Genomic DNA, 20,852 nt, shown 5'->3' on the forward strand with positions numbered 1-20,852 from the left:
CTCACCCACGCAGCAGCGCCTCGGCCAGGGGGATCGCCTGCGGCGTGCCCACGTCGCACCAGCCGCCCGGATGGATCATCCCGAAGGCCCGCCCTTCGGCGATCAGCAGGTCCCACAAGCGGTTGAGCGAGAAGGCGGCATCGGCGATCCCTGCCAGCCGGTCGGGGCGGATGATCTGCGCGCCCGCATAGACGTGATCGCCCTGCCGGATCAGCCGGTGCCCCGGATCCAGGCTGAAATCCCCCGCGCCCTGCCGGGCCGTCGCGCGGTCCAGCGGCACCAGCGCCAGCAGCGCGTCCATGTCGTCGCGCCAGGCCCCGGCCAGCGCGGTCAGCACGTTCGGCCCCGTCCAGACGACATCCGGGTTCAGCGTCATCACCGGGCCGTCGCCCAGCAGCGGCAGGGCGTGGCGCAGCCCTCCGCCGGTCTCCAGGATCTGGCCCGCCTCACGGCTGATGGCGATGTCCTGCCCCTGCAGATGCCGCTCGATCTGGGCGCCGAGGTAGTGGGTGTTGACCACGATGGGGGCGGCGCCCGCCTGCCGCCCCAGATCCAGCGCACGGTCCAGCAGGCTGCGGCCCGCGACCTCGATCAGCGGCTTGGGGCGCGTGTCGGTCAGGGGCCGCATCCGGGTGCCCAGGCCTGCTGCAAAGATCATCAGGGGCGGCATCGGGCACGGATCCTTTCGCGGGTCGCCTCATCGGGGGCGGGGATGCCGGCCAGCGCATCGGCCAGCGGGGCCAGCGCCGGATGGGTCAGGTTGCGCGACAGATGCCCCCAGACCCGGGGCATGAAGTCCAGATAGCGCGGCTTGCCGTCCCGCACCGCCAGCCGGACGAAGATGCCCAGGATCCGCAGCGCCCGCTGCGCGCCGATCAGCGCATAGGCGGCCCGGAAGGCGGCCTCGTCGGCGCCGGTCGCGGCCAGATAGCGGGCGATCTGCGCCTGCTCCACCGCCGGGTCCACGTCGCGCCGCGCGTCCTGCAGGCAGGAGACCAGATCATAGGCCGGATGCGCCGCCACCGCGTCCTGATAGTCCAGAAGGCCCAGGGGCGCCGCGTCGCGCCAGACCAGGTTCTCGGCATGGAAATCGCGCAGGCTGAGGGCCGGGGGCAGGTCCCTGCACAGCCGGTCGTGAAGCTCGGCGATCAGGGCGGGGATCCGCGGCGCCGCAGACGCGCCGGGGTACTGCTCGGTGAAAAGCCGCACCAGATCCGCCATCGCCGCCCCGTCCAGCGGCGCCACGAAACCCGGCACCGGCTGGTGGTGCAGGTCGACCAGCAGGTCGGTGATGCGGTCGTGGATCACGAGCGCCAGATCCGGCTGGCGGGCCAGCGCGCGGGCAACCAGATCGTCGCCCAGATCCTGCAGCAGCAGCAGCCCCTGTCCGGCATCCTGCGCCAGGATCGCGGGGGCGCCGAAGCCCCGGTCGCGCAGCCAGTCCGTCATCGCCACGAAAGGCGCCACCGCGCCCGAAGCATCGTCCATCAGCACCGCCGTGCCCCCCGGGCCCTCCAGCCGGAAATAGCGCCGGGCCGAGGCGTCGCCTGCCAAGGGCAGCACCCGCGCCTCGTCCCAGCCCGCCTGCGTGACGAAGCCGGCCCGTGCGGCCAGCCGCGCGGCGCCGGGAAAGTCCAGCTCGATCCCGCGCAGGTCGGGATCGGGGCAGGCGGACAGCGTGACGGTCAGCGCACCGGGGGGCGGGGCCGTCAGCCGGTCGGGCCATTCGATCAGGCAGATCGCCTCGTCCATCGCCTCGTCCAGGCCCAGCTCGGACAGCTCGGACGGGTCGGTCAGGCGATAGAGGTCGGCATGCCAGATCTGGCTGCCCCTCGGGTCGTCATAGGTCTGGACCAGCGTGAAGGTCGGGCTGGGCACGTCCTCGGCCAGATCGCCCTGCCGCGCGCGGATGAAGGCGCGGGCGAAATGCGTCTTGCCCGCGCCCACCGGGCCCTCCAGCAGCACGGTCGCGCCGGGCGCCAGATCGGCGGCCAGCATCCGCGCCAGCGCGGCGGTCAGGGGTTCGGAGGCGATCAGGCGCGTGCTCATGCCCGCCGTTCTAGCGGCTTGTCGGGCCGGGGGGAACAGGGTGCGAACCGGCGCGCGGATGGGGTATGATGAGACTACGCGATTCCCCGAGGTCCCCATGCTGCGCACCGCCCTTGTCCTGACCCTGGCCCTTGCGGGCCCCGCCCTGGCCACGCAGGAATACATCCTGCCCACCCTGTTCGACGTGGCCCGCGTGGCCCCGGACGATGTGCTGAACATCCGCGCCGACCCTTCGGCCAGCGCCCCGATCCTCGGCACGCTGGCCCCTGATGCCACCCGCATCGAGGTGGTCGAGGAGATCCGGGGCTGGGCCCGGGTCAACATCGGCGAGGGGACGGGGTGGGTGTCGGCCCGCTATCTGGATTACCGCACCGATGTCTGGGAGGAGGGCGCGCTGCCCGAAGGCTTCGCCTGCTACGGGACCGAGCCGTTCTGGAACCTGCGCGCGACCGAGGACCAGATCGCCCTGCAGCAGCTGGGCGAGCCCGACCTGACGATGCCGCTGACGGCGGTGCTGTCGACCGGCGTCTTCCGCGATCCGACCCGCGCGGTGCTGGCCGAGGGCCTGACCCTGACTGCCGCGCCGCAGATCTGCGGCGACGGCATGTCGGACCGCCAGTTCGGATTGCGGGCGCTGGTCGTGCTGCAGGGCGACCGGCCCCGGATGCTGACGGGCTGCTGTTCGGTCCAGCCGCGCGACTAAAGCCCCAGCACGTCGTGCATGTCATAGCTGCCGGGACCCTTGTCCTGGCCCCAGAGCGCCGCCCGGATCGCGCCGCGCGCAAAGATCGCCCGGTCGGTCGCCAAGTGGCGCAGCACGATACGCTCGCCCTCGGCGGCGAAGATCACGTCATGCTCGCCCACCACGTCGCCGCCCCGGATGGCGGCGAACCCGATGGTGCCGGGCTCGCGGGCGCCGGTGATCCCCTCGCGCGCGGGCGTGCGCACATCGTCGAGGGTCGTGCCCCGCCCCTCGGCGGCCGCCTCGCCCAGCATCAGCGCGGTGCCCGAGGGCGCGTCGACCTTGTGGCGGTGATGGGATTCGACCACCTCGATGTCCCAGTCCTCGCCCAGGGCGGCGGCGACCTTGCGGGTCAGGCCCACCAGCAGGTTCACGCCAAGCGACATGTTGCCCGCCCGGATGATCGGGGCGTGGCGGGCGGCGGCCTCCAGGGCTGCCAGATGCGCAGGTTCCAGCCCCGTGGTGCCGATCACGTGGACGGCGCGGGCCTGGGCGGTCAGTTCGGCAAAGCCCACGGTCGCGTCCGGCGTGGTGAAGTCGATCACCGCCTGCGCCTGCGCGATGGCCGTCACCGCATCGTCGCTGACGATCACGCCCGCGGGCGCCCCGCCCAGGGCCGTACCGATGTCCTGCCCGATCCAGGGCTGGCCCGGCCGGTCCAGCGCGCCGACCAGCCGCAGCTCGGGATGATCCAGGATCAGCCGGACCAGCATCTGCCCCATCCGCCCCGAGGCGCCGGTCACCACCACGCCCGGGCGCGGCGGCTGGTCGGTGTTCTGCAAATCGCTCATGGTCCACCCCTGCTGATGTTGCGGGGCTTTTACCCCGTTGCGGCGCGGCCCGCGACCCCCTACATCGGGGATCATGGCACAGAACCGCAATTCCCATGGTCAGGGCTCCAAGGCGCAGCGCCAGCTGCGTGTGGGCGAACTGATCCGTCGCACGCTGGCCGAGGTGCTGGCGCGTGGCGATGTCCACGACCCCGACCTGAACCGGCATTCCATCACCGTGGGCGAGGTGCGCACCTCGACCGACCTCAAGGTGGCCACGGCCTTCGTGCTGCCCCTGGGCGGGCGCGAGGCCGACGAGGCGCTGCTGGCGCTCCGCCGCAACGCGCCCGAGTTGCGCCATCTGGTCGCCAAGGGGATGACGCTGAAATACGCGCCCGAGCTGCGCTTCCAGCTGGACGAGACCTTCGACATGATGGACGACACGCGCCGCCTGTTCGAGGACGAGCGCGTGCGCCGCGATGTCGAGGCGCCCGATACCGACGCACCCGCGGATGACGATGCCCGCTGACCTGCCGCGCCGCCTTGCGGTGGCCTGCGGGATGCTGATGGCGATGGCGTTGCCCTCGGCGGCTGCGACCTGCGAGCGGGTGGACCATGACGGGCAGGGCTATGTCCTCTGTGAGGTCGGTGCCGCGCAGGAACCCGCGCTGCGCCTGTGGCAGGACGGCCCGGACGGCGCGCCCCTGCGCAACTTCGCCAATGTCCGCCGCATCCTCGGGCCGGACGAGGATCTGTCCTTCGCGATGAACGCGGGCATGTTCCATGCCGATTACCGCGCCGTGGGCCTGCTGGTCATCGACGGGGTCGAGCTGTCGCCCATCGTCACCGGCGCCAGCCGCGACAATTTCGGGATGCTGCCCAACGGAGTCTTCTGCACGGGCGGCGACCGGCCCTTTTCGGTGATCGAGACGCTGGAGTTCGCCGAGACCCGCCCTGACTGCCGGCTGGCGTCGCAATCCGGGCCGATGCTGGTCGTCGACGGCGAGTTGCATCCGCGCTTCCTGGTGGACAGCGACAGCCGCTATATCAGGAACGGCGTGGGCGTGGCGCCCGACGGGCAGACGGCGTGGTTCGCCATCTCCAGCCGACCGGTGACCTTCCACGAGTTTGGGCGCTTCTTCCGCGACGGGCTGGGGGTGCGGGATGCGCTGTATTTCGACGGCTCGATCTCGCGGCTCTATGCGCCCGCGGTCCGGCGGGCGGATTTCGGGCGCAGCATGGGGCCGATCATCGGGCTGGTCCAGCCGGGCGGTTGACCCCCCGATGCGGCGGCGCTATGCCCCGGCGCTTGGTTTTGCAGGAGTGATCGCATGGCGCGCAAGAAGGGCCGGGACATCAGCGGCTGGCTGATCGTGGACAAGCCCGCAGGGGTGGGCTCGACCGCCGTCGTGGCCAAGGTCAGGTGGGCGCTGGATGCCAAGAAGGCGGGCCATGCGGGCACGCTGGACCCCGATGCGACCGGCGTGCTGGCCATCGCCCTGGGCGAGGCCACCAAGACCGTGCCCATCGTGACCGATGCGCTGAAATGCTATAACTTTGTGGTGACCTGGGGGGCCGAGACGGCGACCGACGATGCCTCGGGCGAGGTGCTGCGGACCTCGGAGGCACGGCCGTCCGAGGCCGAGGTGCAGGCGGCACTGGCGGGCTTCACCGGCGACATCATGCAGATCCCCCCCGCCTTCTCGGCCGTCAAGGTCGAGGGCGAGCGCGCCTATGATCTGGCCCGCGAGGGGGTCGAGATGGAGCTTGCCGCCCGGCCGCTCTGGGTCGACAGCCTGACCCTGCTGGAGGCAGGCGAGGGCCATGCCCGGCTGGAGATGGTCTGCGGCAAGGGCGGCTATGTGCGCTCCATCGCCCGCGATCTGGGCCGGGTGCTGGGCTGTCTTGGCCATGTCGCCCATCTGCGCCGCACCTGGTCGGGGCCCTTCGAGGTGGACCATGCCGTGCCCTTCGACCGCGTGGACCGCGAGGCACAGGAGTGGCTGGATGGCCAGATCCTGCCGCTGGAGACGGGCCTCACCGACCTGCCCATGCTGCGCGCCACGCCCGAGGGCGGCATCCGGATCCGCAACGGCAATCCCGGCGAGGTGACCGGCGGGGCGGAATGGGGCGAACTGGTCTGGGTCATGGATGCGCAGGGGCCGGTCTGCATCGGACGCTATCAGGGCGGGATGGTGCAGCCCGAGCGGGTGTTCAATCTGTGACGCCGCAGGGGGCGCTGCCCCCCGTCCTGCGGACTCCCCCCGGAATATTTTCATGAAGAAGAAATGGCGGGGCTTGAGGTGGGCCTGTGGGCGCCCTGGAAGGGGCCTTGGCCTGCGGCATTGATGCGGGCGAGGGCGGCGGCGATGGGTTCGGTCGTGACGGACATGGTCCCGGCGGTGGCGTGGATCATCAGGACGGCCGAGAGGGCCATGGCGACATGGCCGGGCCAGAAGAGCAGGTCGCCGCGCCGGATGTCGTCGGTCGGGGGGAAGGCGGCGCGCTGCAGGTCGCTGTCGCCGGGGCAGGGGATGCCCGCCGCGGTCAGCGCCGCCTGCACGAGGCCCGAGCAGTCGATGCCCGCCCGGCTGTTGCCGCCCCAGAGATAGGGGGTGCCGATGAGCGTCTCGGCCACGGCGGCGGGGTCCGGGGCGGGGCTGTCGCCGATATGTTGCAGGGGGACGAAGTCCCCGGTGGCGAGGCGGGCAAAGCCGCCCTCGGTTCCCGTGACCGACAGGCGGGCGCCGAGGGACAGCGAGGCCATCTCGCGCAGCTTCATGTCGGGGCCGGGATAGACATGGGTCGCAGGGGCCGTGACCCGATGGGTCAGGGGCGGCAGGTCGCGGGTCAGGGCGGCCGTGGGCAGCCAGCCGCAATAGCCGTCCAAGGCGGCCTGCACGAAGCTCATCGGGCCGCGATCCTCGATCACCGTCAGGTCGGCGCCGAAATTCACCTGCCGGTCGCGGCGGCCGTCCGGGGCGGTCAGCAGGTCGACCAGCGGCACGGCCAGCCGCGCGGGGTGGCCGGGCGTGAAGCGGGGGCGGTCCAGCTGGCCGCGCAGGGCCTCCAGCGCCACGCGGTCGGTGGCGGGCGTCAGGCGGCGGTCCATGATCAGAAGAGCCGGGGCAGGGCCGCCAGGATGGCGCGGGCGCCTTGGCCCACCCCGCCCTTGGGCCGGCCCGGCGCGGCCACCGGCTGCCAGCCGTAGATGTCCAGATGGGCATAGCGGCCCGCGCCCTCGGCGAAGCGGCGCAGGAACAGGGCCGCAGTGATCGACCCGGCCATCCCGCCCGAGGGGGCGTTGTCCAGATCGGCGATGGCGGGCTCGATCTGTGGCTCGTAGGCATCCCAGAAGGGCATGCGCCACAGCGGATCGCCCACCGCCATGCCCGCCTGCTGCAGCGCCAGGGCGGTCGCATCGTCGTCGCAATAGAGCGGCGGCAGGTCGGGGCCAAGCGCCACCCGCGCCGCCCCCGTCAGCGTCGCCAGCGAGATCATCAGGTCGGGGTTTTCCTCGGCCGCGTAGGTCATCGCGTCGGCCAGCACCAGCCGTCCCTCGGCATCGGTGTTGTTGACCTCGACCGACAGGCCCTTGCGGCTGGACAGCACGTCGCCGGGGCGGAAGGCATTGCCCGCGACGCTGTTCTCGACCGCCGGGATCAGCACGCGGATGCGCAGGCCCGCTGCGGCCCCCGTGCCGGCCAGCATCTTCAGCAGTCCGAGCGCGGTCGCCGCCCCGCCCATGTCCTTCTTCATCAGCCCCATCGAGGCGCCGGGCTTGAGGTTCAGCCCGCCCGTGTCGAAGCAGACGCCCTTGCCGACGATGGTCAGCATCGGCCCCGCGTCGCCGAGCCGGATGTCGATCAGGCGCGGCTCGGACGCGGCGGCGCGGCCCACGGCGTGGATCAACGGGAAGTTCTGCTTGACCAGCGCGGTGCCCGAGATGACCTCGACCCGGGCGCCGATCTGGTTGGCCAGCGCCCGGGCGGCGGCCTCCAGCCGGTCGGGGCCCAGGTCGCTGGCGGGGGTGTTGATCAGGTCGCGGGTCAGGAACTCGGCCTCGGCGATGGCCAGCAGGCGGGGGCCGTCGACCCCGTCCGGGCAGACGAGGCGCGGGCCCTGGAGCGGCGCGCCCTTGTAGCGGGTGAAACGGTACTGGCCCAGAAGCCAGCCCAGGATCAGCCGGTCGGGATCCAGCCCGGACGGCAGCGCGGCCAAGCGCCAGTCGCCCTTGGGCAGGCCTTGGGCGCGGGCCAGCGGAAAGCGGTCCCGCGCCGCCTGCGCGCGCTCGCCCAGACCCAGAAGCGCCCCGCGCAGCCCGCCGTCGCTGTCGGGCAGCAGGCAGATCTGGCCGGTCTTGCCCGCAAAGCCGCAGGCCCCGGGCCAGGTCCCGGCCTCGGGCGGCAGGTCCTCGTCCGACCAGACGGGCCAGAGGGGCAGCGCGGTGTCCGAGGCGGGGGCGAATTCGAGGGTCATGGCAGGTTCCTTGGCAGATCGGCGACCAGCCTACAGGACCGGCCGGTGCCCGCAACCCCGACCCCGGGGCCCACCCCTCAGGCCAGCGCGGTGCGGTCCCAGATCTCGGTCAGGGACTGGTTGCCGACCCGCGCCAGCCGCGCCCCGATCGCGGCCACGGCCGGCAGGTCGCCGCGTTCGGCCATGGAGCTGAGGTCCATCGCCACCCCGGCCAGCGAGAGAAGCCCGATCTGCCAAGCCAGGCGCGACAGGCGGTCGGACTGGGTGGCGGCCTGGGTCAGATCCTCGCGTTCCAGCGCCTCCTGCACGGCGACCAGGGTGCCGGCCAGCTGTTCCAAAGCCAGGCCGATGACGTTCTGGGCGGCCGTTTCCCCCAGTTCGACGACGATGTCCGACACTCGGCGGCTGTCGACGCGGACCGCTTCCGAGATGACGAGGGCCGAAATATGTACCAAGCTGTCCTCCGGCAGGATCCATCCATGCACCGGCCAAGCATGGGCGGGAAGCGGTGAAGAAAGCCTTGAGGCGCGCGCAAGAAAAGGCTCGAATTTGTTTCAATCAGGGCCTATCACGCAGGTCAGAAAACGAGGTTCCAGATGCACAACCTGTCGCCGTTGCCACAATATCTGACCAAGCGCTATCACGGCTGGAAGGCCACCTCCTACAACGAGAACCGTGCCTGGTTCCGCCGCCTGGCGACCGAAGGGCAGCGCCCGCGCGCCATGGTGATTTCCTGCTGCGACAGCCGCGTGCATGTCACCAGCATCTTCGGCGCCGATTCGGGCGAGTTCTTCATCCATCGCAACATCGCCAACCTGGTGCCCGCCTATGCGCCCGACGGGCTGCAGCACGGCACCTCCGCGGCGGTGGAATATGCGGTGGCGGCGCTGAAGGTCGCGCATCTGATCGTGGTGGGGCACACGAATTGCGGCGGCGTCGCGGGCTGCCACGCGATGTGTTCGGGCGCCGCCCCCGAGCTGGAGGAGAAGACCAGCTTCGTGGGTCGCTGGATGGACATCCTGCGCCCCGGATACGACCGCGTGAAGGAGCTGCCCGAGGCCGATCAGGTCCCGGCGCTGGAACGCGAGGCGGTGCTGGTCTCGCTGGAGAACCTGATGACCTTCCCCTTCGTCCGCTCGGCCGTCGAGGCCGGAGAGATGTCGCTGCACGGCATCGTGCACGACATCACCGAGGGCACGCTGGTCCAGGCCGAGGATGGCGGCAGGCGGTGGGTCTCAGTCTGAGAGGTCGGGCCGCCAGCGCACCACGCGCCACAGATAGGCCGCGACGATCGCCAGCACGATGGCGGTCGACAGCGGGTCGATCCAGCCGCTGACGGCGTCATAGCCGTCCTCCAGCGCGTAGCCGGCCAAGGCCAGCCCGCCGGACCAGATGAAGCTGCCCAGGGCGGTGAAGATCAGGAAGCGCCCCGTGGGCATCCGCGCCAGTCCCGCCGGGACCGAGATCAGCGTCCGGATCGTCGGCAGGAAGCGTCCGAAGAAGACCGCGGCCCCGCCGTGGCGGGCGAACCAGCCCTGCGCGCGGGTCAGCTCGGACGGGGTCAGGGTCAGCCAGCGGCCATGCCGCGCGACCAGCAGATGCAGGCGGGCAGGCCCGTAGGCGCGGCCCAGGGCATACCAGAACCACGCGCCAAGCGTCGAGCCGATGCCCCCTGCCAGGATCGCCAGCCACAGGGGCGTGCCGCCGCGCGCGGCGTTGAAGCCCGCCAGCGGCATGATCAGTTCGGACGGGATCGGCGGGAAGACGTTTTCCAGCAGCATGAGGGCAGCGATGGCCCAAGCCCCGCCGCCCTCCAGCAATCCGGTGATCCAGTCGAACAAGGATCAGCCCTTCTTCAGGCAGCGATTCCCCAGCAATTCGGCGATCTGCACGGCGTTCAGCGCCGCGCCCTTGCGCAGGTTGTCGCTGACGCACCACAGGTTCAGGCCGTTCTCGACCGTGCCGTCCTGGCGGATGCGGCTGATGAAAGTCGCGTAATCGCCCACGCATTCGATGGGCGTCATGTAGCCGCCGGGCTCGCGCTTGTCGATCACCAGGATGCCGGGGGCCTCGCGCAGGATGTCGCGGGCCTCGTCCTCGTCCAGGAAATCCTCGAACTCGATGTTGATGGATTCCGAATGGCCGACGAAGACAGGCACCCGCACGCAGGTCGCGGTGACCTTGATCGAGGGGTCGATGATCTTCTTGGTCTCGACCACCATCTTCCATTCCTCCTTGGTCGTGCCGTCTTCCATGAAGACGTCGATCTGGGGGATGACGTTGAAGGCGATCTGCTTCTGGAACTTGTTGGGGGCCTTTTCCTGGCCGGGCACGTACATGCCCTTGGTCTGGTCCCACAGCTCGTCCATGCCGTCCTTGCCGGCGCCGCTAACGGACTGATAAGTCGAGACGACCACGCGCTTGATGCGCGCCCGGTCGTGCAGCGGCTTCAGCGCCACCACCATCTGCGCGGTCGAGCAGTTGGGGTTGGCGATGATCATCTTGTTCTTGTAGTCGTGGATCGCCTCGGGGTTCACCTCGGGGACGATCAGCGGGATCTGCGGGTCGTAGCGATAGAGCGAGGAGTTGTCGATCACCACGCAGCCGGCGGCGGCCGCCTTGGGGGCGTGGATCTTGGTCGCGTCCGAGCCGATGGCGAACAGCGCCATGTCCCATCCGGTCCAGTCGAACTGCTCGATATCCTTGATCTTCAAAGTCTTGTTGCCGAAGCTGACCTCGGTTCCCTGGCTGCGGCGCGAGGCCAGGACGGCGATCTCGTCCACCGGGAACTGGCGCTCGGCCAGGATGTTCAGCATTTCGCGGCCCACATTGCCCGTGGCACCGGCGACGACGACTTTGTAACCCATGTCGGGAAACTCCTTTGTCTGCGATCGGGGGCGTCTACCGCAATCGGGGGGTCAAGGGAAGGGTCTTGGCCCGGACCCGGCCGCGCAACGGCAGCGCGCGGTGCTTTCGGTGCCGGGCGCAACGGGGCGCATGGGGCAAGGCCGGGGGGCCAGCAATCGCTGGGAAAACGGCCCGCACCAAGGCGGCACCGGGCAGGCACCGGATGTGCACAGGGCGTACACCGGCATCGGGCGTTGCGTGCAAGGCCCCCGCGCGCCCCGCATCAGGGTCTGACGAGGCTCAGGCGGGGATCGTGGCGCAGCAGGTCCTGGACCCAGGCCGCCTCGGCGGTGAAGTCGTGGGGCACGTCGGCGACCGTGCGGCGGCCCGACAGGCTGAGGCTGGCGAAGAAGTCGAAGCCGTAAAGCGTCAGCGAGGCCAGATCGGCGCGCAGCGCCAGGTCGATCATCATCGCGCCGGTCGTGGGCGGCGCCGCCAGGCGGCCCTGCAGCTGAGCGATGTCGGCCAACGGATGCAGGTAGAAGCCCGGGCTGCGGGCGCTGTCCCAGTCCAGCCGCTTGCGCTTGGGCGACATCCACAGGATGCGGCGCGGCGACAGGCGGGCGCGGTCGGCGTCTGACAGGCGCACGGCCAGCGCCAGCCAGTCGGTGCGGGTGCCGTGGCTGGCCGGATCTGGCAAAGGCGCGCGGTTGATGCGGATGACCAGATCGGCGGCGTCGATGGCCGCGCCGTGGCGGCCCTGCGCCAGTGCCCGGGCATTGCCGATCAGCGCCACATGGCGCCCCGCCAGATCGTCCAGCAGGTCGGGCTGCGGGACCGAAAGGCCGGCCAGGGGCGCCTCGGCCCGGGCCAGGCGGGCGGCCGCGAAGCCCAGCCGGGCGGGCGACAGGTCGGGGACCAGCGCCGAGAGGCTGGATGACAGGCCGAAGGGCAGGCGCGGCGGCATCATGGCCGGGCCAGGAGGTCGCGATAGACCTGCACCAGCGCGCGGGCCTCGCCCTCGATCGCGTGGGTCTGCGCGACATGGGCGCGGGCGGCCTGACCTGCGGCGGCGCGGCCCGAATCGTCGTCCAGCCAGCGGGCCAGCGCCGCCGTCAGCGCCGGGGCGTCGTCGATGGGGACCAGGCTGCCCGTCCGGCCGTCGCGGATCAGCGTCTCGTAGGCGCCGACGCGGGCGGCGACGGTGGGGACGGCGCAGGCGGCGGCCTCCAAGGGCGTCAGGCCGAAACCCTCCCACCGGGCGGGGGCGGCGAAGAGGTCCAGCGCCTGATAATGGCGGATCAGCTGGTCCCATGGCAGCTCGCCCAGAAAGCGGATGCGGTCGGACAGGCCCGCAGCTGTAATGCGGGCCTGCAGCTCGTCGGCGAAGGCGCGGTTGTCGGGCGTGATGCGGCCGGTGAAGATGATCTGCGCGCGGGGGCGGTCGGGCAGCAGGTCCAGCCCCGCCTGCACCAGCAGGTCGACGCCCTTCTGCGCGCGGATGCGCCCGAAGCAGCCGATCAGCAGCGCGTCGGGATCCAGCCCCAGATCGCGGCGCAGGGCGGCGCGGTCGGGGGCGGGGGTGAAGACCTGCGTGTCGACCCCGTGCAGGATGACGGTGGCGGGGCGTTCCAGATAGCTGGCCGCCTGCGGCGAGGTCGCCACCAGCGCATCCTGCTGGCGGATCAGCCAGCGGGTGAAGCCGGTGTGCCGGCGCTGGGCGGCGGACGTGAACAGCAGCCGGTAGCGCCGCCGCAGCAGGCGGCGCAGGATCAGGCCCAGGGCCATCTCCGTGTTGCGCCGCGCATGCCAGACGCGCCAGCGGTCGCGGGGCAGGGTGGCGGCGCGCCACAGCGGGATATGCGGCACCTCGGGCGGCAGGCCGGGGCCGGTGGCCGCGATGGCGATCAGGCGGGCCTGCACCGGGATCAGCCGCACCACCGTCGCCGTCACGCCCGACAGGCGGCGCTTGAGGTTGGGGGCGATCACCAGCGGCGTGTCGGTCATGCGGGGGCCTTGTCGGTTTGCGCGTCGGGCGTCAGGAAATACAGCAGGAACCCCGCGACCAGCGGGATCAGGAAGAACAGCCACAGCATAGCGAAGGCCTGCGCGGGGGGATAGGCGGCCTCGGCCGCCCGGTAGACGGGGCGCGAGGCGAACTGCATGATCCCCACCCCGCCGATCGAGACCATGTTGAGGAAGGTCATCCCGCGCCCCACCAGATGGGGGGGCAGGAAGGACCGGCCATGCGCCATCAGCAGCGGATAGGCCGAGCCGAAGAAGCCCAGCACCACCAGAAGCGCGGTGATGACCGGCAGGGGCAGGGCGGGCTGCGCGATCATCACCGCCATGACCGCGATCATCACGGCCGAGAAGATCATCGTGGCGCGGCGCGGACCGCCCGCCAGCCGCGCGGCGGGTCCCACCGCGAAGCTGCCCGCGACCATCGCCAGCCCCATGGCCAGCGTGACGCGCCCGATCTGGGTCGCGTCGGCGCCGTGGACCTGTTCCAGCCAAGGCGCCGCCCAGAGGCCCCGGATCGCCGCCGTCACCGCATAGTTGACCGCAAACAGCGGCAGGATGAACCAGATCGCGCGCAGCCGCAGGATCTGGCCGAGGGAGCCCTGCGGATGGTCCGACCCCAGACGGGCCGGATCGCGCACGCAGGCCAGCACCAGCGCCGCCACCATCAGCGTCGCCGCGGCCAGCCCCCACAGGGTCTGGCGCCAGCCCAGCCCCTCGATCACCCAGACCAGCGGCGAGGCGCCGAGGATGTTGCCCAGGGAGCCGAAGCCCACCAGCATCCCCGCCAGCATCCCGAAGGCGGCGGGCGGATATTCGCGGGCGAAGATGTAGTAGGGTCCCATCAGCGCCGGAGAGCAGCCGATCCCCAGCAGCGTCATCGCCAGATGCAAGTGCCAGGGCGCCCCGGCCATCGCGAAGAGGATCGCGCCCCCGCATCCGCCGACCGCCAGCAGCCAGGCCACCGTGCGGCGCGGGCCGAAGCGGTCCAGGCTGGCCCCCACCGGCATCTGCATCAGCGCGAAGGCGATGAACCACAGCCCCGAGGACAGGGCCAGGTCCCCCGGCGTGGCGCCGACCTGGTCCTGCAGGACCGGGGCCAGAACCGCCAGGAAGGCGCGATAGAATTGACTGAGCATGTAGGCCAGCACGAGGCTGACCAATCCGGCCGTGACGATGGGCATGTGATCCTCCGTTCCCCGGCGCCACGCTGGTCCAACGGAGGGAAAGCTGCAAGACGTGCAAAACGGGGAGGGGCGGCGTCAGGGGGCGGTGTCGGCCTCGGTGTCCGTCTCGGGGTCGGGCTCCGGGGGCGTGTCGGCGTCGATCACGGTGCCGGGCGCGGCCTGCAGGCCGGGGGTGACGGGGGTGGTGCCGCCGCCCAACTGTTCCAGCCGCGCGATCAGGGCGGGGGCCTCGGGGCCGAGGCGGTCGCAGCTGTCGGGATCGTCGAGGACCGAGAAGGCGGGGCGGAAATACTCGCGGTCATAGGCCAGCGGGTCCAGCCCCAGCCGCGCCCTCAGCGCGTCGGTGGTACCGTTCATCAGCTGCCATTCGGGGTCGCTGACATCGTGGTCGGGACATTCCGAGGTGATCACGTTCATCTGCGCCAGCTCGCGCGCCAGGGCCTGCGCCTCGTCGTCGGACAGGGCCGAGACGTCGGGCAGCGGCACGACCAGCCGGTCGCCCGGCACCCCGTCCTGCGCCATGGCGGGCGACAGAAGCGCGGCCGCGCAGGCCGCGGCGATCCACATGACATTCCGGCTGTTCATCGCTGTCCCCATCGTCGCCCCGGTGTTGCGCGCGAAAGGTCCGCCAGCCGCGCGTCCGGCGCAAGGCAAACTGTCGTGAGCGGTCGGCGGAGCCTTGCCGATCTTGACCGGGGCCCGGGCGGGGTCTAACCCGAACCCGCAGCCCGCGCCCCCCGCGCCGCGGGCCCCAGAAGGAGGGATCATGTCCGACCGCTATTCGCTTCTCATCCTGCCCGGCGACGGGATCGGCCCCGAGGTCATGGCCGAGGTCGTCAAGGTCATCGACTGGTTTCAGGCGAACCGGGGCATGGCCTTCGACGTCAGCCACGACCTGGTCGGCGGCGCGGCCTATGACGCCCATGGCGCGCCCCTGTCGGACGCCACGATGGCACGGGCGCAGGCGGTGGATGCGGTCCTGCTGGGCGCGGTCGGCGGCCCGAAATACGACGCGCTGGACTTCGGCGTGAAGCCCGAGCGCGGCCTGCTGCGCCTGCGCAAGGAGATGGACCTGTTCGCCAACCTGCGCCCCGCGCAATGCTTCGACGCGCTGGCCGATTTCAGCAGCCTCAAGCGCGAGGTCGTGGCCGGCCTCGACATCCTGATCGTGCGCGAGCTGACCAGCGGCATCTATTTCGGCGAGCCGCGCGGCATCCATTCCGACGACAACAACCCGGATAACGAGGGCGGCCGCGTGGGCATCAACACGCAGCGCTATACCAGCGGAGAGATCCGCCGCGTCGCCCGGTCCGCTTTCGAGCTGGCCCGCAAGCGCGGCAACCGGGTCTGTTCGATGGAAAAGGCCAATGTGATGGAATCGGGCATCCTGTGGCGCGAGGAGGTCACCTGGGTCCACCAGCAGGAATATCCCGACGTGGAGCTGTCGCACATGTATGCCGACAACGGCGCCATGCAGCTGGTGCGCAACCCGCGCCAGTTCGACGTGATCGTGACCGACAACCTCTTCGGCGACATCCTGTCGGATGCGGCGGCGATGCTGACGGGCAGCCTGGGGATGCTGCCCTCGGCCAGCCTGGGCGCGCCGATGGCCAATGGCCGGCCCAAGGCGCTCTACGAGCCCGTCCACGGATCGGCCCCCGACATCGCGGGCCAGGGGATGGCCAACCCGATCGCCTGCATCCTCAGCTTTGCGATGGCGCTGCGCTATTCCTTAGGGGAACTGGCCGCCGCCGACGCGCTGGAGGCGGCGGTCGAGCGGGTGCTGGCGGACGGCGTGCGCACCGCCGACCTGATGACCCCCGAGGGGGGACGGCCGGTCGGCACCGCCGAGATGGGCGACCGCATCGTCGCCGCCCTGGAGGCCTGATTGGCGCTGACGGGAAATCTGCGCGGGGCCCTGCTGCAGCTTGCGGCGATGGGCCTCTACGCCACGCATGACGTGGTGATCAAGACGCTGGGCGAGACCTACCCGGCGATGCAGATCCTGTTCTTCGCCTCGCTGCTGTCCTTTCCGCTGGTCTCGATCGTGCTGATGCGCGACCCGCAGCCCGGTACCCTGCGCCCCAACAACCCGGGCTGGGTGGTCCTGCGCACGCTCTGCGCGGTGGTGGCGGGGATGGCGGGGTTCTACGCCTTCTCGACCCTGCCGCTGACGCAGGTCTATGCGATCCTCTTCACCACGCCGCTGCTGATCACCATCCTGTCGATCCCTCTCTTGGGCGAAAAGGTCGGGCTGCATCGCTGGGCCGCGGTGGTGGTGGGCCTGTCGGGCGTGCTGATCGTGCTGCGCCCCGGGGGCCAGGAGCTGCAGATGGGCCATGTCGCGGCGATGGCCGGGGCCGTGGCCAGCGCCATGGCCGCCGTCATCATCCGCCGCCTGGGCCGGGCCGAGCGGCCGATGGTGCTGATGATGTGGCCGATGCTGGGCAACTTCGTGGCCACGGGCGCGGCGCTGTCCGTCGCCTATCAGCCGATGGAGCTGGCCCACCTGGCCCTGACCGGCGTCATCGCGGCGCTGGGCCTGGCGGCCGGGTTCCTGGTCATCCTGGCCTATCGTGCCGGAGAAGCCGCCATCGTCGCGCCCATGCAGTATTCGCAGATCCTCTGGGCCACGATCTATGGCTGGTTCCTGTTCGGCGAGGGGGTGGACCCGGCCACGCTGCTGGGCGCCGGGGTGATCATCGCCTCGGGCATCTACGTCGTCTGGCGCGAGGGGCGCGGCGGCGTCTCGGCCCACCGCCCCGCGACCAGCGCCCGCCTGCGCGCCGAGGTGGTGACCGCCCCCAAGTCGACGATCCTGCAAAGATTGTGGGCGCCCCGCCGCTGAGAGGGCTTGCATTCGCCCGCATCTGGCGCTACCTGCCCGTCCTACGGTCGGAGCGTAGCGCAGCCTGGTAGCGCACCTGCTTCGGGAGCAGGGGGTCGGAGGTTCGAATCCTCTCGCTCCGACCATTTCCCCGGTGTTTAGGGGCAGATAGTTCTGCCTTTTTCGTCAGGCGATTTGCCTTTTGGCGCAAACGACCCTCACAGCCATTGCATTGAAGCGGCCTGATCTCTGGCGCATACATCGGCGGAGTGTTCGGTATGTCAGCGCATGCCTTGAAGGCCGATTGAGCCTCAGTCCATAGATGGCCATATGCAGACTAATGTTTCCTGGTCCCAACCTAAGGCCTGATCGAAGAGGTGTGTTCGGGCCGGCTCGCCCTCTTGCCTGGATGATGCCCCGGGTTCTCAGTAACCGCTGGCTCGTGTCGACCTACGTGCCCGAAGACGGGAGCGGTGCGTTTGGAGCGCGAGGGCCACATGATCGGCGTTACGTTTGCGTGGATCTGGCTGACGGCGCTCAGATTGCTGTTCGGATGATAAACGTCATGGGTTTCGATGGCTCGGTGACGCTCCGGTCCGTGCTGGATATCCGTTTGGGGACGCTGCTTCAATCAGGCTTTGTCATGAGGGTATGCGAAGGCCCTGGTTCCGTGCTTCTGACCGCGTCAGGCGGCTCGATTGCAGAAATGAGCCATGATGGATCAGCTGCAGCAACATCAGACGTCATCCTATTTGACCTGAACGGAGGCTTTTCTCTCGATGTTCAGCACGGCTGGTTCGACACGTATGCTGACAGCTACTCACTCGTCGCCGAGGAAGGCACCAAAGCCCTGAGGGTTGCCGACGGCTCCTCGATTAGCAGGAGCGCTCAAATCTTCAAGACATTAGTATTCTTGATCCTTCCGATCTAGGTCGTGTTAACAAATACGGATTCTCATCGCTGTGGAGGCATGATTCAAGCTGGTATTTGCGATGGAGACTAGCTTGGCACGAGTCTTGATGTCGGACAAGGAGTGGGCCTTCTTTGAGCGGTTCATTACCCTTCAAGAGAAAGCACTTAATGGAGCGGAGGACTTTCTTTGACTACTAAAACAGAAAAGGGCGCGACGATGATCGCTACCCAAAGATCAAAGCCCGATTTTGAGGTTAACAATGGGCCAATGTCCGTAGCCGTTCATCCTAACGGTGATCTGGTCCTATCGGGCTTAACAGGCGGTGAGCGCGGCTTGAGAATCAAGGCATCTGTCAGTCTGGATGAGGTTCTTGCGTGGCTTCCCGAAATGATCGCGAAGGCTCGCAATCATACAGGAGGAAAAGCAAAACAGGAACTGACAGAAGCACTTCGGCAGGAGGGCTACATCGTCACAACTTCGCCGCGGGTTAAAATTAGCCCACTTCGTGGCGCATAACACCGCTCCTCAAAAGTGAGGCAGGCCGGGGGTTCCCCATCAAACCGCCCGGAAAGTGAACGATGTTACGGTTCAGCGTCCAGAAGAGCGTTTTTCAGCAGCGTGCTTGGGGCGGCGTAACGACCGTCCGCTTCGGGCTCTTCGCGTCGATGCGACCAGGTTGCCGAGAGGCTGCTTTTCAGAAATATGGTGATCGCGGGCACCGCGATCGCTGATCCAGCGGACAGCCGCGCCTCCGCTTCGCTCTGGCACCGCTGACAATCTTGCATTTCGTTTTTCCGCCTGCCATCCGGCCGGCGATCCGAACACGGGCTCTGGTGCCGCTGCGCGTCAGCCTCCACGGAGAAATCCTTTTCCTCCCACGCGCAAGCGCGCGGGCCCCTCCCAATTTCACCGCTCCGGCCCCGTGTGTCAGATCACCGTCCGGCCGCAGGTCGGCACCCGGATCTCGATGGATGGCAAGGGCCGGTGCATCGACAACATCTTCATCGAACGCCTCTGGCGGTCCCTGAAGTATGAATGCGTCTACGGGGCGCATTCCGAGACCTGCAGGCATCGCTATATTCAACTAGCCTTTTACACAGAGCGAGGTATTCCAGACCGAACGACCACGGGCTGTTTCTCGCGTTACGAAATGATTTCGACTGTCTGCCCGATAGAGGAAGTTCGATCTTGGCACACGTCCTAGCTACTGTCTCTGCATGAACATTCTCGGCATTGATTTCACAAGCAGCCCCTCTCGGCGCAAGCCTATCACTTGTCTTTGGTGCACACTGGAGGGAGATCATCTGCTCACGCGGTCCCTTGAGGAGTGGTCCGACTTTGGCGCGTTCGACGCAGCATTGGCGCAGCCCGGGCCGTGGATTGCGGGAATTGATTTTCCCTTCGGTCAGGCCCGCCGCTTTGTCGAGACTGCTGGCTGGCCATCGACCTGGGAGGGATATGTTCGACACGCGGGACAGCTTGGTCGCGACGGCTTTCGCGAAGCCCTGGAAGTGTACAAGGAAACCCGGGCTGCGGGTGACAAAGAGCATCGTCGTGAAACCGACAAGCAGGCGAGCTCGATTAGTCCACAGAAGCTTTATGGGGTGCCTGTCGGTCTGATGTTCTTCGAGGGTGCTCCCCGTCTTCTTGCTTCAGGCGTGACCATCCCCCACCTCCATGCCGGTGATGCGCAGCGTATCGTGGTTGAGGCCTATCCTGGCGTTCTGGCCCGTCAATTCATCGGTCTCCGTAGCTACAAGAACGATACGCGCAGCAAGCAAACTGCCGATCAGCGGCAGGCTCGCCATAGCTTGCTTCATGCCCTTCGTAACGCGGCGCTAGCCCGATACGGCTTCGGCATCATCGCCCCCGATAACCTCTGCGACGATCCCGGCGCTGACCATCTCGACGCTCTCCTCTGCGCCGTTCAGGCTGCGTGGGCTTGGCGGCAGCGTGATGCGAGGTTTGGCGCGCCGGATGTCGTAGACCCATTGGAAGGATGGATCGCCGATCCGCACATTTCCGATTGTCCTCCTGCGCATCAGTACCCTCAGCCTGCTGTTGCGGTGGCTCATCATCCAGACAGTCACGAACTGAATGATTGGGCGACCTACGGCCCCAAGAACGCCGAGATCAACCAGCTCGTCAGTCGCCTCGCTCTGGAACATGGACTGCGGCTGCACGAAATAGAAAATCTGATCCTGCAGGCGCTGATGGACCGGCTTGCCTCGGAGGAGACGGGGTCAAAGCCGTAACGAGGCACTCTTTACACAATGAGCGTTTCGTCAAGAGTGGGAAAACACGCAGACAGCATTTGTAGGGGGAGGATTGCATGGCCGAGCCCCGCGCCAACCGGCGTTTCGTCAAGAGTGACGGGATCGCGCACGTCGATGCCCATCAGCGCCACCGTGATTATCTGACGCCGGAGGAGATGACGCGTCTGCTGGCCGCGTCCCGATCCGGGCGGCATGGCCCGCGCGATCATGCCATGCTGCTCCTCATGTATCGACATGGACTACGAGTCAGCGAGCTGATCGCCCTGCGCCGCACCGACCTTGATCTGCAATCCGGCCATCTCTGGGTCCATCGTCTGAAACGCGGTCTCTCCACCAATCACCCCCTCGCCGGCGATGAGTTGCGCGCGGTCCGGCGCCTCCTCACGAAGCGGCAGGACAGCCTGTCCTGGCTGTTCCTGTCCGAGCGCGGTCAGCCAATGACGCGGCAGGCCGTCAATTATCTCTTGACGGTCATCGCGACACGGGCCGGCGTCGACGCTGTCCATCCCCATATGCTGCGACATTCCTGCGGTCATGCTTTGGCCCATGCAGGACGAGACCTGCGTCTGATCCAGGATTATCTGGGTCATCGCGATCCCCGGCATACAGCGCGCTATACGAGAACGGCTGCGACGCGGTTCGAAGGGCTTTGGTAGCAGCTCTATGCGGCATCGAGGACACTGTCGCTCCCACTTTCGGCAGCCGTGGGTGATATGGCTTGTCCAGAAACAACCAGCGAG

Annotated in this window: 24 protein-coding genes, 1 tRNA gene and 1 pseudogene; 13 read left to right on the forward strand and 13 right to left on the reverse strand. The window is 68.8% G+C overall.

What is annotated here, in order from left to right; genetic code table 11:
• Position 1 precedes the first annotated feature (1 nt).
• Positions 2 to 670, reverse strand: a complete 669-nt coding sequence (locus E4191_RS15210; RefSeq protein WP_228461379.1) for a nucleotidyltransferase family protein — start codon at positions 668 to 670, stop codon at positions 2 to 4.
• Positions 658 to 2,049, reverse strand: coding sequence for a tRNA (adenosine(37)-N6)-threonylcarbamoyltransferase complex ATPase subunit type 1 TsaE (tsaE, locus tag E4191_RS15215; RefSeq protein ID WP_135314150.1), 1,392 nt, complete (start codon positions 2,047 to 2,049; stop codon positions 658 to 660). The genes E4191_RS15210 and tsaE overlap by 13 nt, the downstream gene beginning before the upstream one ends.
• A gap of 97 nt (positions 2,050 to 2,146) precedes the next feature.
• Between tsaE and E4191_RS15220 the strand changes: the two genes are divergently transcribed.
• On the forward strand, positions 2,147 to 2,752 hold the full coding sequence (locus E4191_RS15220; RefSeq protein ID WP_176562723.1) for a COG3650 family protein: 606 nt from the start codon (positions 2,147 to 2,149) through the stop codon (positions 2,750 to 2,752).
• Here the strand turns inward: E4191_RS15220 and dapB are convergent.
• Positions 2,749 to 3,582 carry a 4-hydroxy-tetrahydrodipicolinate reductase gene (gene dapB / locus E4191_RS15225; RefSeq protein WP_135314152.1) on the reverse strand — a complete coding sequence of 278 codons (834 nt, stop codon included), beginning with the start codon at positions 3,580 to 3,582 and terminating at the stop codon, positions 2,749 to 2,751. The genes E4191_RS15220 and dapB overlap by 4 nt on opposite strands.
• Before the next feature lie 73 nt (positions 3,583 to 3,655).
• On the opposite strand from dapB, the gene rbfA reads away from it, so the two are divergent.
• From rbfA to truB, 3 genes are read left to right on the forward strand one after another with little or no spacing between them, the layout of a single operon-like run.
• On the forward strand, positions 3,656 to 4,090 hold the full coding sequence (rbfA, locus tag E4191_RS15230; RefSeq protein ID WP_135314153.1) for a 30S ribosome-binding factor RbfA: 435 nt from the start codon (positions 3,656 to 3,658) through the stop codon (positions 4,088 to 4,090).
• Positions 4,080 to 4,838, forward strand: coding sequence for a phosphodiester glycosidase family protein (locus tag E4191_RS15235; protein ID WP_135314519.1), 759 nt, complete (start codon positions 4,080 to 4,082; stop codon positions 4,836 to 4,838). Before rbfA ends, E4191_RS15235 begins: the two co-directional genes overlap by 11 nt.
• Positions 4,839 to 4,892: 54 nt before the next feature.
• Entirely contained in the window at positions 4,893 to 5,786 is an 894-nt protein-coding gene (gene truB / locus E4191_RS15240; protein ID WP_135314154.1) for a tRNA pseudouridine(55) synthase TruB, read from the forward strand.
• A gap of 50 nt (positions 5,787 to 5,836) precedes the next feature.
• Here truB and E4191_RS15245 read toward each other — a convergent pair whose 3' ends face one another.
• The 3 genes from E4191_RS15245 to E4191_RS15255 all read right to left on the reverse strand — a co-directional run bounded on the left by E4191_RS15245 (position 5,837) and on the right by E4191_RS15255 (position 8,495).
• Positions 5,837 to 6,673 (reverse strand): C40 family peptidase, encoded by an 837-nt coding sequence (locus E4191_RS15245; RefSeq protein WP_135314155.1) that lies wholly within the window; start codon positions 6,671 to 6,673, stop codon positions 5,837 to 5,839.
• 2 nt (positions 6,674 to 6,675) lie between these two features.
• A complete protein-coding gene (locus tag E4191_RS15250; RefSeq protein ID WP_135314156.1) occupies positions 6,676 to 8,040 on the reverse strand; it encodes a leucyl aminopeptidase family protein in 1,365 nt (454 codons plus the stop codon).
• A gap of 77 nt (positions 8,041 to 8,117) precedes the next feature.
• Positions 8,118 to 8,495, reverse strand: a complete 378-nt coding sequence (locus E4191_RS15255; RefSeq protein WP_135314157.1) for a hypothetical protein — start codon at positions 8,493 to 8,495, stop codon at positions 8,118 to 8,120.
• 141 nt (positions 8,496 to 8,636) lie between these two features.
• Here E4191_RS15255 and E4191_RS15260 point away from each other — a divergent pair, with 141 nt between their 5' ends.
• Positions 8,637 to 9,284: a carbonic anhydrase gene (locus E4191_RS15260; protein WP_135314158.1), complete on the forward strand. Its 648-nt coding sequence runs from the start codon at positions 8,637 to 8,639 to the stop codon at positions 9,282 to 9,284.
• On the opposite strand, the gene E4191_RS15265 is transcribed toward E4191_RS15260, so the two are convergent.
• The 6 genes from E4191_RS15265 to E4191_RS15290 form a co-directional block, all read right to left on the reverse strand.
• The gene (locus E4191_RS15265) at positions 9,276 to 9,881 is read right to left on the reverse strand and encodes a DedA family protein (protein ID WP_135314159.1); all 606 of its coding nucleotides are present in this window, start codon (positions 9,879 to 9,881) and stop codon (positions 9,276 to 9,278) included. The genes E4191_RS15260 and E4191_RS15265 overlap by 9 nt on opposite strands.
• Before the next feature lie 3 nt (positions 9,882 to 9,884).
• Positions 9,885 to 10,907 (reverse strand): aspartate-semialdehyde dehydrogenase, encoded by a 1,023-nt coding sequence (locus tag E4191_RS15270; RefSeq protein WP_135314160.1) that lies wholly within the window; start codon positions 10,905 to 10,907, stop codon positions 9,885 to 9,887.
• Positions 10,908 to 11,170: 263 nt separating this feature from the next.
• A complete protein-coding gene (locus tag E4191_RS15275; RefSeq protein WP_228461381.1) occupies positions 11,171 to 11,857 on the reverse strand; it encodes a glycosyltransferase family 29 protein in 687 nt (228 codons plus the stop codon).
• A complete protein-coding gene (locus tag E4191_RS15280) occupies positions 11,854 to 12,894 on the reverse strand; it encodes a glycosyltransferase family 4 protein (RefSeq protein WP_135314161.1) in 1,041 nt (346 codons plus the stop codon). The genes E4191_RS15275 and E4191_RS15280 overlap by 4 nt, the downstream gene beginning before the upstream one ends.
• Positions 12,891 to 14,093: an MFS transporter gene (locus E4191_RS15285; protein WP_135314162.1), complete on the reverse strand. Its 1,203-nt coding sequence runs from the start codon at positions 14,091 to 14,093 to the stop codon at positions 12,891 to 12,893. The genes E4191_RS15280 and E4191_RS15285 overlap by 4 nt, the downstream gene beginning before the upstream one ends.
• A 78-nt stretch (positions 14,094 to 14,171) precedes the next feature.
• Positions 14,172 to 14,681, reverse strand: a complete 510-nt coding sequence (locus E4191_RS15290; RefSeq protein WP_176562724.1) for a hypothetical protein — start codon at positions 14,679 to 14,681, stop codon at positions 14,172 to 14,174.
• A gap of 181 nt (positions 14,682 to 14,862) precedes the next feature.
• Between E4191_RS15290 and leuB the strand changes: the two genes are divergently transcribed.
• From leuB to E4191_RS15315, 6 genes and pseudogenes are all read left to right on the forward strand, one after another.
• Positions 14,863 to 15,984 (forward strand): 3-isopropylmalate dehydrogenase, encoded by a 1,122-nt coding sequence (leuB, locus tag E4191_RS15295; protein ID WP_135314163.1) that lies wholly within the window; start codon positions 14,863 to 14,865, stop codon positions 15,982 to 15,984.
• A gap of 6 nt (positions 15,985 to 15,990) precedes the next feature.
• Positions 15,991 to 16,944 carry a DMT family transporter gene (locus E4191_RS15300; protein WP_135314521.1) on the forward strand — a complete coding sequence of 318 codons (954 nt, stop codon included), beginning with the start codon at positions 15,991 to 15,993 and terminating at the stop codon, positions 16,942 to 16,944.
• A 48-nt stretch (positions 16,945 to 16,992) separates the two neighbouring features.
• A tRNA-Pro gene (locus E4191_RS15305) sits at positions 16,993 to 17,069 on the forward strand.
• Between the two features lie 419 nt (positions 17,070 to 17,488).
• Positions 17,489 to 17,854, forward strand: a complete 366-nt coding sequence (locus tag E4191_RS15310; RefSeq protein ID WP_135314164.1) for a hypothetical protein — start codon at positions 17,489 to 17,491, stop codon at positions 17,852 to 17,854.
• A gap of 61 nt (positions 17,855 to 17,915) precedes the next feature.
• A pseudogene (locus tag E4191_RS24210) lies at positions 17,916 to 18,008 on the forward strand (IS5/IS1182 family transposase); the annotation flags it as partial.
• A gap of 44 nt (positions 18,009 to 18,052) precedes the next feature.
• On the forward strand, positions 18,053 to 18,352 hold the full coding sequence (locus tag E4191_RS15315; RefSeq protein WP_135314165.1) for a hypothetical protein: 300 nt from the start codon (positions 18,053 to 18,055) through the stop codon (positions 18,350 to 18,352).
• Between the two features lie 65 nt (positions 18,353 to 18,417).
• Here the strand turns inward: E4191_RS15315 and E4191_RS15320 are convergent, their stop codons facing one another.
• The gene (locus E4191_RS15320) at positions 18,418 to 18,693 is read right to left on the reverse strand and encodes a hypothetical protein (protein ID WP_135314166.1); all 276 of its coding nucleotides are present in this window, start codon (positions 18,691 to 18,693) and stop codon (positions 18,418 to 18,420) included.
• A gap of 360 nt (positions 18,694 to 19,053) precedes the next feature.
• On the opposite strand from E4191_RS15320, the gene E4191_RS15330 reads away from it, so the two are divergent.
• Both E4191_RS15330 and E4191_RS15335 read left to right on the forward strand, forming a co-directional pair.
• The gene (locus tag E4191_RS15330) at positions 19,054 to 20,091 is read left to right on the forward strand and encodes a DUF429 domain-containing protein (RefSeq protein WP_135314168.1); all 1,038 of its coding nucleotides are present in this window, start codon (positions 19,054 to 19,056) and stop codon (positions 20,089 to 20,091) included.
• A 77-nt stretch (positions 20,092 to 20,168) separates the two neighbouring features.
• Positions 20,169 to 20,768: a tyrosine-type recombinase/integrase gene (locus E4191_RS15335; protein WP_135314169.1), complete on the forward strand. Its 600-nt coding sequence runs from the start codon at positions 20,169 to 20,171 to the stop codon at positions 20,766 to 20,768.
• The last annotated feature ends 84 nt before the right edge of the window (positions 20,769 to 20,852 follow it).

Source organism: Paracoccus liaowanqingii, from assembly GCF_004683865.2.
GTDB classification, from domain to species: Bacteria; Pseudomonadota; Alphaproteobacteria; order Rhodobacterales; family Rhodobacteraceae; genus Paracoccus; species Paracoccus liaowanqingii.

Excerpts from the sequence above, each read along its gene's own strand:
- E4191_RS15210 (WP_228461379.1), bottom strand. The coding sequence starts at position 670 with ATGCCGCCCCTGATGATCTTTGCAGCAGGCCTGGGCACCCGGATGCGG.
- tsaE (WP_135314150.1), bottom strand. The coding sequence starts at position 2,049 with ATGAGCACGCGCCTGATCGCCTCCGAACCCCTGACCGCCGCGCTGGCG.
- E4191_RS15220 (WP_176562723.1), top strand. The coding sequence starts at position 2,147 with ATGCTGCGCACCGCCCTTGTCCTGACCCTGGCCCTTGCGGGCCCCGCC.
- dapB (WP_135314152.1), bottom strand. The coding sequence starts at position 3,582 with ATGAGCGATTTGCAGAACACCGACCAGCCGCCGCGCCCGGGCGTGGTG.
- rbfA (WP_135314153.1), top strand. The coding sequence starts at position 3,656 with ATGGCACAGAACCGCAATTCCCATGGTCAGGGCTCCAAGGCGCAGCGC.
- E4191_RS15235 (WP_135314519.1), top strand. The coding sequence starts at position 4,080 with ATGCCCGCTGACCTGCCGCGCCGCCTTGCGGTGGCCTGCGGGATGCTG.
- truB (WP_135314154.1), top strand. The coding sequence starts at position 4,893 with ATGGCGCGCAAGAAGGGCCGGGACATCAGCGGCTGGCTGATCGTGGAC.
- E4191_RS15245 (WP_135314155.1), bottom strand. The coding sequence starts at position 6,673 with ATGGACCGCCGCCTGACGCCCGCCACCGACCGCGTGGCGCTGGAGGCC.
- E4191_RS15250 (WP_135314156.1), bottom strand. The coding sequence starts at position 8,040 with ATGACCCTCGAATTCGCCCCCGCCTCGGACACCGCGCTGCCCCTCTGG.
- E4191_RS15260 (WP_135314158.1), top strand. The coding sequence starts at position 8,637 with ATGCACAACCTGTCGCCGTTGCCACAATATCTGACCAAGCGCTATCAC.
- E4191_RS15270 (WP_135314160.1), bottom strand. The coding sequence starts at position 10,907 with ATGGGTTACAAAGTCGTCGTCGCCGGTGCCACGGGCAATGTGGGCCGC.
- E4191_RS15275 (WP_228461381.1), bottom strand. The coding sequence starts at position 11,857 with ATGATGCCGCCGCGCCTGCCCTTCGGCCTGTCATCCAGCCTCTCGGCG.
- E4191_RS15280 (WP_135314161.1), bottom strand. The coding sequence starts at position 12,894 with ATGACCGACACGCCGCTGGTGATCGCCCCCAACCTCAAGCGCCGCCTG.
- E4191_RS15285 (WP_135314162.1), bottom strand. The coding sequence starts at position 14,093 with ATGCCCATCGTCACGGCCGGATTGGTCAGCCTCGTGCTGGCCTACATG.
- E4191_RS15290 (WP_176562724.1), bottom strand. The coding sequence starts at position 14,681 with ATGAACAGCCGGAATGTCATGTGGATCGCCGCGGCCTGCGCGGCCGCG.
- leuB (WP_135314163.1), top strand. The coding sequence starts at position 14,863 with ATGTCCGACCGCTATTCGCTTCTCATCCTGCCCGGCGACGGGATCGGC.
- E4191_RS15310 (WP_135314164.1), top strand. The coding sequence starts at position 17,489 with ATGGGTTTCGATGGCTCGGTGACGCTCCGGTCCGTGCTGGATATCCGT.
- E4191_RS15315 (WP_135314165.1), top strand. The coding sequence starts at position 18,053 with ATGATCGCTACCCAAAGATCAAAGCCCGATTTTGAGGTTAACAATGGG.
- E4191_RS15330 (WP_135314168.1), top strand. The coding sequence starts at position 19,054 with ATGAACATTCTCGGCATTGATTTCACAAGCAGCCCCTCTCGGCGCAAG.
- E4191_RS15335 (WP_135314169.1), top strand. The coding sequence starts at position 20,169 with ATGGCCGAGCCCCGCGCCAACCGGCGTTTCGTCAAGAGTGACGGGATC.